The sequence below is a fragment of the Kitasatospora sp. NPDC057512 genome, assembly GCF_042802135.1.
Taxonomy (GTDB): Bacteria; Actinomycetota; Actinomycetes; order Streptomycetales; family Streptomycetaceae; genus Kitasatospora.
On the sequence record NZ_JBHVET010000288.1, the window covers coordinates 1 to 9,711 of the forward strand.

General features: G+C 72.2%; 9 protein-coding genes. 2 read left to right on the forward strand and 7 right to left on the reverse strand.

Annotated elements, in window-relative coordinates; translation table 11 throughout:
- Nucleotides 1-49: 49 nt before the first annotated feature.
- Both ACFU6K_RS19890 and hemL read right to left on the reverse strand, forming a co-directional pair.
- Nucleotides 50-700, reverse strand: a complete 651-nt coding sequence (locus tag ACFU6K_RS19890; protein WP_049650499.1) for a histidine phosphatase family protein — start codon at nt 698-700, stop codon at nt 50-52.
- 73 nt (nt 701-773) lie between these two features.
- Nucleotides 774-2,105, reverse strand: a complete 1,332-nt coding sequence (gene hemL, locus ACFU6K_RS19895; protein ID WP_380664735.1) for a glutamate-1-semialdehyde 2,1-aminomutase — start codon at nt 2,103-2,105, stop codon at nt 774-776.
- A 439-nt stretch (nt 2,106-2,544) separates the two neighbouring features.
- Here hemL and ACFU6K_RS19900 point away from each other — a divergent pair, with 439 nt between their 5' ends.
- On the forward strand, nt 2,545-3,027 hold the full coding sequence (locus ACFU6K_RS19900) for a hypothetical protein (RefSeq protein WP_074004012.1): 483 nt from the start codon (nt 2,545-2,547) through the stop codon (nt 3,025-3,027).
- 92 nt (nt 3,028-3,119) lie between these two features.
- On the opposite strand, the gene ACFU6K_RS19905 is transcribed toward ACFU6K_RS19900, so the two are convergent.
- The 5 genes from ACFU6K_RS19905 to ACFU6K_RS19925 form a co-directional block, all read right to left on the reverse strand.
- Complete coding sequence (locus ACFU6K_RS19905) at nt 3,120-4,574, reverse strand: MFS transporter (protein ID WP_380664737.1); 1,455 nt, start codon at nt 4,572-4,574, stop codon at nt 3,120-3,122.
- A gap of 95 nt (nt 4,575-4,669) precedes the next feature.
- Nucleotides 4,670-5,161: a MarR family winged helix-turn-helix transcriptional regulator gene (locus ACFU6K_RS19910; RefSeq protein WP_380664739.1), complete on the reverse strand. Its 492-nt coding sequence runs from the start codon at nt 5,159-5,161 to the stop codon at nt 4,670-4,672.
- Nucleotides 5,162-5,224: 63 nt separating this feature from the next.
- A complete protein-coding gene (locus ACFU6K_RS19915) occupies nt 5,225-6,505 on the reverse strand; it encodes a hypothetical protein (protein WP_380664741.1) in 1,281 nt (426 codons plus the stop codon).
- A 194-nt stretch (nt 6,506-6,699) separates the two neighbouring features.
- A complete protein-coding gene (locus tag ACFU6K_RS19920) occupies nt 6,700-8,373 on the reverse strand; it encodes an RICIN domain-containing protein (RefSeq protein WP_380664743.1) in 1,674 nt (557 codons plus the stop codon).
- A 242-nt stretch (nt 8,374-8,615) separates the two neighbouring features.
- The gene (locus ACFU6K_RS19925) at nt 8,616-8,855 is read right to left on the reverse strand and encodes a chaplin (RefSeq protein ID WP_380664745.1); all 240 of its coding nucleotides are present in this window, start codon (nt 8,853-8,855) and stop codon (nt 8,616-8,618) included.
- A 572-nt stretch (nt 8,856-9,427) separates the two neighbouring features.
- On the opposite strand from ACFU6K_RS19925, the gene ACFU6K_RS19930 reads away from it, so the two are divergent.
- Entirely contained in the window at nt 9,428-9,670 is a 243-nt protein-coding gene (locus tag ACFU6K_RS19930) for a chaplin (protein ID WP_380664747.1), read from the forward strand.
- The last annotated feature ends 41 nt before the right edge of the window (nt 9,671-9,711 follow it).

Here is a 9,711-nt window from a genome sequence, read left to right on the forward strand (position 1 = left end):
GCACGTGCCGGGTGACCCGAAGTCATACTTACACGCCGCTTACGGGAGGCTAGGCGCCGAAGCTCTTGCCCACCGGCTTGTCGCCCTTGCGGCCCTTGCCCACCAGGTGCGCGGGCAGCAGGTCGCGGGCCGGCTCGCGGTAGCCGACCGAGACGATCCGGTCGCCCTCGAAGGTGAAGCTGGTCAGCGAGGCCAGCGAGCACTGCCGGTTGCGCGGGTCGTGCCAGAGCCGGCGGCGCTCGGCGAAGGAGCGGAGGATCCAGATCGGCAGCTGGTGGCTGACGCAGACCGCCTCGTGACCGCGCGCGGCGTCCCGGGCCGCGCCGATCGCGCCCATCATCCGCACCGCCTGGTCGAGGTACGGCTCGCCCCAGGACGGCTTGAACGGGTTGGTGAGGTACTTCCAGTAGCCCGGGTTCCGCAGCGAACCGTCGCCGACCCCGAAGGTCTTGCCCTCGAAGACGTTCTCCGCCTCGATCAGCCGCGCGTCCACCGCGATGTCCAGGCCGTGCGCCTCGGCGATCGGCGCGGCGGTCTCCTGGGCCCGCTCCAGCGGGGAGGCCACCACATGGGTGACGTCCCGGTCGGCCAGGTCCTCGGCGACCCGCTCGGCCATCTTCCGGCCCAGCTCGGACAGGTGGTAGTCCGGCAGGCGCCCGTACAGGACGCCCTCCGGGTTGTGCACCTCGCCGTGCCGCATCACGTGGACGACGGTGATCTCTTTGGCGCTCACTTCTCGACTACTCCTGGGAATCGGGTACGGGCCGCGGCGGTCAGGCCGTGGCGGCGGCGGCAGCGGCGCGCGCGGCGGCCGGCAGGGCGGCGGCGATCCGCTCGATCGCCCGCTCGTCGTGGGCCGCCGAGACGAACCAGGACTCGAAGGCGGACGGCGGCAGGTAGACGCCCTCGGCCAGCATCGCGTGGAAGAAGGCGGTGAAACGGTACGCCTCCTGGGTCCTGGCCTCGTCGTAGTTGGTGACCGGGGCCTCGGTGAAGAACACCGAGAACATGTTCCCGGCGGTCTGCAGCCGGTGCGCCACGCCCTCCTTGGCGAGCGCGTCGGCGACCAGGCCGGAGACCTCGGCGGCGACCTTGTCCACCGTCGCGTACGCCTCGTCGGTGCAGCCGCGCAGCTGGGCCAGGCCCGCCGCGGTGGCGACCGGGTTCCCGGACAGGGTGCCCGCCTGGTAGACCGGGCCGGCCGGGGCCAGGTGCGCCATCACGTCGGCGCGGCCGCCGAAGGCCGCGGCCGGGAAGCCGCCGCCCATGACCTTGCCGAAGGTCAGCAGGTCCGGCGCCCAGCCCTCGTTCGCCGCCTCCAGGCCGTACCAGCCGGCCTTGGAGACGCGGAAGCCGGTCATCACCTCGTCGGAGATGAACAGCGCGCCGTTCTCCCGGCAGAGCCGGGCCAGGCCGCCGTTGAAGCCGGGCAGCGGCGGGACGACGCCCATGTTGCCGGGCGAGGCCTCGGTGATCACGCAGGCGATCTCGCCCGGGTGGGCGGCGAACGCCTGCTCCACGGCGGCCAGGTCGTTGTACGGCAGCACGATGGTGTCGCCGGCCTGGGCGCCGGTGACGCCCGGGGTGTCCGGCAGGCCGAAGGTGGCCACGCCGGAACCGGCGGCGGCCAGCAGCGCGTCCACGTGACCGTGGTAGCAGCCGGCGAACTTCACCACCTTCGCCCGGCCGGTGAAGCCGCGGGCCAGCCGGATCGCGGACATGGTGGCCTCGGTGCCGGAGGAGACCAGGCGGACCTGCTCGACCGGGGCGACCCGGGCGACGATCTCCTCGGCCAGCTCGACCTCGCCCTCGCCGGGGGTGCCGAAGGAGGTGCCGCGGGAGACGGCCCGCTGGACGGCGTCGATCACCGCGGGGTGCGCGTGGCCGAGGATCATCGGACCCCACGAGCACACCAGGTCGACGTACTCGCGGCCGTCGGCGTCGGTGAGGTAGGGACCGGTGCCGGACACCATGAAGCGCGGCGTGCCGCCGACCGCGCGGAAGGCGCGCACCGGGGAGTTGACGCCGCCGGGCGTCACCACGGAGGCGCGGTCGAACAGCGACTGGGACTGGGGGGCTTCGTAGGGGTAGCTCACAAAAGACATGGTCTCAAATCGTGTCCTCACGCTCTGCATGTCCGACCCGATCATCTGGAACGATGATCCGGGCACCGTTGTCTGTACGGTTGTCCGTACAGCAGGGGCCGCTGACTTCACCGGACCGGGGACCAGTCAGACTGTGTACACAGAGTGCACAGGAGCTCCGGTTCGTGTGCAGGGGTGTGGAGAGGACTGCCGCGTACCGCGAATGGGTACGGCGGCGCATGACGGGTAAGGAGCACGTCCGGTGGGCGCCGGACGTGCGGGGGTCTGTCGATTCCGGCGAATTCCGGTGAGGATGGTCCGAGTGTCCGAGGCGCAGGACGGTTACGACGAGGCCGCGGGGGGCTCCCGCAGGCCCGCCGAGACCGCACGCGGGGGTACGGGAGCGGGTACGGGTCGTGGTCGTCGCGGCGGTGAGAGGCGGGGTGAGGGACGCGTGGGGGTGACCTACAAGTACTTCGGAGCCCCGGACCGCGCGACGGCCGCCAGAGTCCCCACCGCCCTCGGGCCGGGCGGACTCGGCCTGGAGGCCGGCGAGCTCGGTGCGTTGGGCCGCCTCGGCGACCTGATGGAGACCAGCGGCTCCCCCACCGGCCACCTCTCCACCAAGATCAAACCGGAGACGATGAGCGCCATGGTGCTCACCGGCATCCAGGGCGTCCCGCTGCACCAGGTGCCGCCGCTGGAACTGGTGGTCCTGCACCCCGACTACGCCGTCGTCCAGCTCCCCCACAACGTCGTCGAGCCGCTGCGCAAGGCCGACGAGACCGAGCTCGGCGCCGCCGCCTTCATCTGGTCCACCGTGCCGGACCGGCGCGGACCGCGGGACGCCTTCGTGATCTACAGCATGCTGCACGAGTGGCAGGACTTCGCCAACCGGCTGCACGAGGCCGGGCACCAGCTGTACTGCCTGGTCTGGCCGTAGCACCCCGACGCCCGGCCCGCGTTCGAACAGCGGGCCGGGCCTCGGGGTGATTTGTTCGAACACAGCTTGGATTCAAGCGAGTTGACGGACCGTCAGTTCCGACGCCCGGTCGGCCGCAGGACGGTGGCGGCGAGCAGCAGGGCCACCGCCAGCAGGCCCGCGGCCACCGCGAAGGCGAGCCGGAAGCCGCCGGCCAGCGCGTCCGCGGCGGGGTGCCCGGCCGCGGCCAGGGCGGCGGTGCGGCCGCTCGCGAGGGTGGTGAGGACGGCGACCCCGAGCGCGCCGCCGACCTGCTGGGCGGTGTTGAACAGGCCGGAGGCGGTGCCCGCGTCCTGCGGTCCGGCGTCCGACATGCCGAGGACCGCGAGCGTGGACAGCACCAGGCCGCCACCGGCGATCAGCAGCATGGTCGGCAGCAGGTGGACGACGTAGTCGGCGTCGGAGGGCAGCCGGACCAGCAGGCCGAGCGCGGCGAGCAGCATGGCGAGCCCCGCGAGCAGCACGGCCCGCTCGCCGAACCGGGCGCTCAGCCGGGCCGAGAGCAGCAGCGACACCGCGCCGATGGCGGCCGCCGCCGGCAGCATCGCCAGGCCCGTGGCGGCGGCGCCGTAGCCGAGGACCTGCTGCATGTAGAGCGCGACCATGATCTGGAAGCCGAACATCCCGGAGATGGTCAGCACCTGCACCGCGTTGGCGCCGGAGACGTTGCGCGAGCGGAACATCCGCAGCGGGAGCAGGGGTTGGGCGGCCCGGGCCTGCCGGAGCAGGAAGCCGGCCAGCAGGGCGAGCGAGAGCGCGCCGAGGCCGAGGGTGCGGGCCGAGGCCCAGCCGTGCTCGCCGGTGCCGACGATGGCGTAGATGCCGAGCATCAGGGCGGCGGTGACCAGGACGGCGCCGAGGACGTCGGCGCCGGCCCGCAGGCCGGGGCCGCGCTCGGGCTCCAGCAGCCGCAGGGACAGCAGGACGGCGGCCAGGCCCAGCGGCAGGTTGATCAGGAAGATCCAGTGCCAGCCGAGGGCCTGGGTGAGCACCCCGCCGAGGACCTGGCCGATCGAGGCGCCGGCCGCGCCGACGAAGCTGAACGCGCCGATCGCCCGGCCCCGTTCGGCCGGCTCGGGGAAGAGCGTGACGATCATGCCGAGGCTGACCGCGGAGGCCATCGCGCCGCCGACGCCCTGGAGGAAGCGGGCGGCGATCAGCATCTGCTGCCCGGTGGCGACGGCGCAGAGCAGCGAGGCGGCGGTGAAGAGGGTGAGCCCGGCGACGAACACCCGCTTGCGGCCGACCAGGTCGCCGAGCCGGCCGGCCAGCAGGAGCAGGCCGCCGAAGGCGATCAGGTAGGCGTTGACCGTCCAGGTGAGGTCGGCGGGCGAGAAGTGCAGGTCGTCCTGGATCGCGGGGAGCGCCACGGTGACGATCGAGCCGTCCAGGACGATCATCAGCATTCCCGCGCAGAGCACCGCGAGGGCGAGGGCGCGGGAGCGGGCGGAGGCGGGGTCGGGGGCCGCGGAAGCAGTCTGGGGCGCGGCCGGGGCATGCGTGGTCATGGCGGTTCTCCCGGTTCGTCGAGTACCGGGAAGGACGCTATCAGATCGTTTTGTTCGGGACTATCTATCTCGGGAGCAATGTGGACGGCCGATGGTCAGCCCCGGGAGCGGCGGGCGCGGCGGACGGTGCGTTCGACCTCGACGGGCTCCGCGAGGTGGCCCTCCACCAAGTGCGTCAGGGCCGAGACGAACACCTCGCGCTCGGGCTGCGGCAGCGACTCCAGCAGCTCGCGGTGCACCCGGTCGGCGATCGCGGTGCCCTGCACCACGGCCCGCTCGCCCGCCTCGGTGACCGAGACGATCCGGGCCCGCCGGTCGGTCGCGGACGGGCGGCGCTCGGCCAGGCCCGCCTTCTCCAGCTCGTCGACGGTGACCACCATGGTCGTCTTGTCCAGGTCCGCCAGCTCGGCCAGCTGGATCTGGGTGCGCTCGGCCTCCTGCGCGTGGAACAGCACGCAGTAGGCGCGCGGGGTGATCCCGAGCTCGGTGAAGGCGGCCGCCATCCGGGTGGCCAGCACGTGGCTCGCGTGGTCCATCAGCCCGGAGATGTCGCGGATCTGGCGCACGGGCGGCGGGGTCGTCGTCATACGTCCGAGGTTAGCAACGGCCCGTCTGCTGCCGGATGATCCCGTTGCCAACCAACGCCGGGTCTACGGGATGCCCAACTCGAACAGCGCATAGCCCGCGTACCAGCCCGCCGCGAGGACCGGCATGGCCAGCAGCCCCGCCAACGAGGAGGTCCGCAGCTTGCGCAGCGCCACCGCCAGGCCGATGCAGAGCGGGAAGGCGGGCAGCAGGTAGCGCGAGATGTTGCCGAAGATCTGGTTGCTGCTCAGCGCGGTGATGATGGTGAGCGCGGTGTAGACCCACAGCACCAGCGGCGGCCGGGTGCGCCAGAGCAGCACCAGCAGGCCCGGCAGGGCGATCAGCAGGGCGATCGCGATCAGGTCCGGGACGGGGTTGGACTGCCAGAAGTCCCAGTGGCCGGTGATCACGTCCATGATCGTGCGCAGGGTGGAGGCGCCGCCGTCGAAGTAGCGGTTCCAGGCGCCCTGCTGGAGCTTGAAGTAGCCGCCCCAGTCGCCCATCTTCCAGCCGACCCAGGCGACGTAGCCGATCAGGCCCCACGGGGTGATCAGCATCGCGGTCAGCGGGCGGGCCACCCCGTCGGTGCGGCGGACCAGCGCGACCAGCGCGGCGATCGAGACGGCGGCGATCAGCGCGGCGGCGGTCGGCCGGTTGAGGCCCGCCACCAGCGCCAGCAGGCCGGCCGCGAGCCAGCGGCGGGTCATCACGCAGTAGCAGGCCCAGGCGGACAGCGCGACGAACAGCGAGTCCGAGTAGACCGCCCACTCCACGCCGGAGCCCGGGAACAGGCCCCAGAGCACCGCGGCGATCACACCCGCCCGGAAGCCGCCGAGCCGCTCGGCCACCGCGAAGATCCCGGCCGCCGCGAACAGCGAGGCGAGCACCGAGACGACGATCCCGGAGCCGTACGGGCCGAGCCCGGTGACGGCGCCGACCAGCCGCATCAGCCAGGGGTAGAGCGGGAAGAAGGCGGCCGAGTTCTCGTAGTAGGTGGCCAGCGGGAAGCCGTGCAGCGGGATCAGCTGCGGGTCGTACCCGTTCTCGGCGATCCGCTGGTACCAGATGCCGTCCCAGGTGCCCAGCACGTCCCAGGCGTGGGCGCCGCCGCCGCGGCCCGGCTGCTTCTTCAGGTAGTCGCCGGTGTGCGAGAGCAGCAGCAGGAAGACGGTCAGGCCGATGGCCTTGACCACCGCGTACGCGCCCAGCGCGGGCGCGAAGCGGTCCACCAGTGCCCCGAACCGCCCGGACGCCCGGCCCGTCCGTTCCTCGGAGTCCTCCGCGGGCGCCGCCTCGGGCGCTCCGGGCTGGGTGCTGGACGACTCGGTGCTCGATGCCGTGCTCATCTGGTCTGGGTACTCCCCGCCCCGCTCGTGGTCCGCGCGGCTCCGGCGCAACAATTTTCCCGTGAGCCTACGGCACGCCCCCGAACCGACGGCCCCTGGCGCCCTCCGGACCACCGCACGGCACCACGCCACCCGGGCCGGGCACCACAGCGCCGCCGCCCGGGCGGGGGCGGCGGCGGAGCGGGCGGGGCGGATCAGCCGTGGACGTAGACGATGCCGAGCTTGGTGAGCTGCCAGAGCTGGTTGGCGGCGCCGGTGTCGGTGGCGAGTTCGACGTACGGGTTGCCCTTGGCGTCGAGGGTGGCGCCGGCGGCCAGGACCTTGCCCTGGTCCTGGGAGTCGGCGATCTTGTAGCGGCCGTCGCCGGCCGGCTTGAACACCCAGTGCTGATTGCCGCCGCCGGTGCAGCCCCACTGCTGGATCCGGGTGCCGGGGGCGGTGGAGGCGGCGTTGGCGTCCAGGCACATGTTCCGGTTGCCGCTGAAGTCGAGCTCGTAGCTGCCGCCGGCCTTGGCCTCCAGGACGAAGGACTGGTTGAGCCCGCCGGTGGCCGGATAGGTGATCGCGGCCCGGCCGTTGGTCGAGTCGCCGTAGCTGCCGCCGCCGGTGAGGTCGAGCGCGTTGCCGCTGGCCGCGTTGGTCAGCTGGTACCAGGCGCCGTCCTCGGGGACGTCGCCGAACGGCTGTCCGGGCGTGAGCGGCTGGATCGAGGTGGTGTTCTGCTGGTTGAGGGTGCAGTACGCCTGCGCCAGCTCGGGCCGGGCGTAGAACTGGCCGAGGCAGACGCCCTCGCCGCGGTAGCCGGCCACCCGCAGGTGGTACGACTGGCGGACCATGTTCATGCACAGCCCGGGGATGCCGATCTGCGAGTCGCAGCCGTTGCGCACCCACTCGGAGAGGTTGATGACGTCCCCGTTGGTGTACTCGTACGGGGAGCTCGTCCACTCCGCGCAGACCTCGTGGCCGAAGGCGACCCGCCGCTGGTCGAGGTACCTGACGCCGGGCACCTGCTCGGCGGCGCCGCGCAGCGCGTCGCTGAGCGTCGGCACCACCCAGTTGTGGCCCCAGGCGAGGTCCTCGGGGAAGGCCGGGCAGCCGTCGGCGACCTTGCCGAGGTAGTCGTTGCGCCGGATGTCCGGGGTGATCGGGTTGAAGTACGACTGGTAGACCAGCTGGTACGAGGAGTCGGCGTAGCCGGCCCGGCGCATGGTCTGACGGATGTTCTGGAGCGCCGCGACCACCTTGGGCTGGACGCCCTTGGCCCGCCGGCGGATCTCGTCGCTGCCGATGGTGTCCCGGCAGCCCTGGTCCTTGGGGATCGGGAAGTACTGCGCGAGGCAGTGCATCATGATGCCGCTGAAGTCGAAGTCGTCGTTGGCGCCGATCGTGACGACGACCATCTTGACGTCGTACCTGGCCGCCGTGTCGGCCAGCTTGACGTCCTGCTTTGGCTCGCCGAAGTCGCCGCTGCCGGGGCCGGTGACCTTCGCCAGCTCCGGGTCGCTGACCAGGTCGCCGGTCTGGGCGCCGGAGCAGGCGAGGTCGATCGGGGTGACCCCGGGGATGTCGGTGACGAAGATCTCCGACTTGGGGTGGCGGTGGCAGTAGTTGGTGGGGCTGTCCGTCTCCGGGAAGTAGCCGTCGTTGGTGTCGGTGCCGGCGCCCTCCCCGGAGATGGCGCTGTCGCCGAGGGCGACGACCGCGGCCGGACGGGTGGCCGCGGGCGCGGCCGGGGCGGGGTCGGCCAGGGCGGCGGGGGCGCCGGCCAGGCCGAGGGTGGCGAGGAGGGTTCCGGTGGCGAGCAGTGCGGCGCACCGGGAGGATCCGGTGCGCGTGCGCCGCGCCGCCGACCGTGGGGACCTGGTCACACGCGACTCCTTGCGGGGGTGGGGGCCGCCCGGGCGGGGCGCCGAGCGGCGCGGAGCAAGAGAGGGGCAGGAAAGGTGAGCAGGTCTCGCATTCTAGGTACTGACAAGTAACGCAACAAGGCTTGTGACACCGCCGGGAACTGACGGTGCGTCGCGTTTCCGGCACGACGAAGAGCCGCCGCCCCACGCCCCAGGAGGGAAGCGCGGAACGGCGGCTCGCACCGGCCGAACCGGGTGCGGGCTCAGCCCACGTTGGCGCACTTGTTGCCGAAGGACGGGTTCAGCAGGCCGATGATGTCGATGGTGTTGCCGCAGACGTTCACCGGGAGGTGGATCGGCACCTGGATCTGGTTGCCCGAGATGACACCGGGGGAGTTGGCGGCGACGCCCTGAGCGCCGGCGCTGGCCATCGCGGTACCGGCGCCGGTGGCCACGATGCCCACCACGGCCGCGCCGACGGCGGCGGTCTTCTTGATGCTCATACGAGCCTCCTGACTGTTCGACAGATATGCACGGGGAGTGCGACATCTAGAACGAGACCCCACGGGACCGGTTGCGACGCTCCCCGCACTGTCACCCATCCGGCGCAACGGCGTCGCGGACCGGGCATTCGGGTGATCGGAGGGCCCGACCGTTTCCCCGTCCGCGGTGCCTCGTTCTCCCTGACGGAACCCGGTCTCCACCGGCCCCCACGCACGAATCGAGATACCGCCCATGCGCAAGCACGCCCACGCCGTCGTCGGCATCGCGGCCACCGGCGGCCCGGTCGGCGCGGCGGGCCTCCCCTACCCGGCGTCCGGCAATCCGTGCCGGAACGCCTGACCGGAATTCCAACCGTCGCGCCTTTGTCCGAAGCCTTTCCCGGCCGTGCGGGAATCGTTTCGCGGGGCACCGCGACACGGCGGCCACGGCCACGCCCGAGCCATGGGCGGAACACGCCGGCGTGCGCCGCCCGAGTGACAATCACGGAAATCCCTACAGCCTTCGGGTGAGTATTCGTGCTCGCCCGACTCCCGACATTTCCCTTCCGTCGGGCAGAAATCGGAGGAATGACATGCGCAACTTCAAGAAGGCCGCCGTCCTGTCGCTGGCCGCCAGCGGCCTGGTGCTCGGCGCCGCCGGCGGTGCGGCCGCCAGCGCGGGCGCCGAGGGCGTCGCCGCCAACTCCCCCGGCGTGCTCTCCGGCAACCAGATCCAGGTGCCGATCCACCTCCCGATCAACCTGTGCGGCAACACCATCAACATCATCGCCCTGCTGAACCCGGCGTTCGGCAACGAGTGCGCCAACATCGGCTGAACCCGCGGCCGCCGCACCGGCGACCACTGATTCACCGAGCC

Excerpts from the sequence above, each read along its gene's own strand:
- ACFU6K_RS19925 (WP_380664745.1), bottom strand. The coding sequence starts at position 8,855 with ATGAGCATCAAGAAGACCGCCGCCGTCGGCGCGGCCGTGGTGGGCATC.
- ACFU6K_RS19930 (WP_380664747.1), top strand. The coding sequence starts at position 9,428 with ATGCGCAACTTCAAGAAGGCCGCCGTCCTGTCGCTGGCCGCCAGCGGC.
- ACFU6K_RS19905 (WP_380664737.1), bottom strand. The coding sequence starts at position 4,574 with ATGACCACGCATGCCCCGGCCGCGCCCCAGACTGCTTCCGCGGCCCCC.
- ACFU6K_RS19890 (WP_049650499.1), bottom strand. The coding sequence starts at position 700 with ATGCGGCACGGCGAGGTGCACAACCCGGAGGGCGTCCTGTACGGGCGC.
- ACFU6K_RS19910 (WP_380664739.1), bottom strand. The coding sequence starts at position 5,161 with ATGACGACGACCCCGCCGCCCGTGCGCCAGATCCGCGACATCTCCGGG.
- hemL (WP_380664735.1), bottom strand. The coding sequence starts at position 2,105 with ATGTCTTTTGTGAGCTACCCCTACGAAGCCCCCCAGTCCCAGTCGCTG.
- ACFU6K_RS19915 (WP_380664741.1), bottom strand. The coding sequence starts at position 6,505 with ATGAGCACGGCATCGAGCACCGAGTCGTCCAGCACCCAGCCCGGAGCG.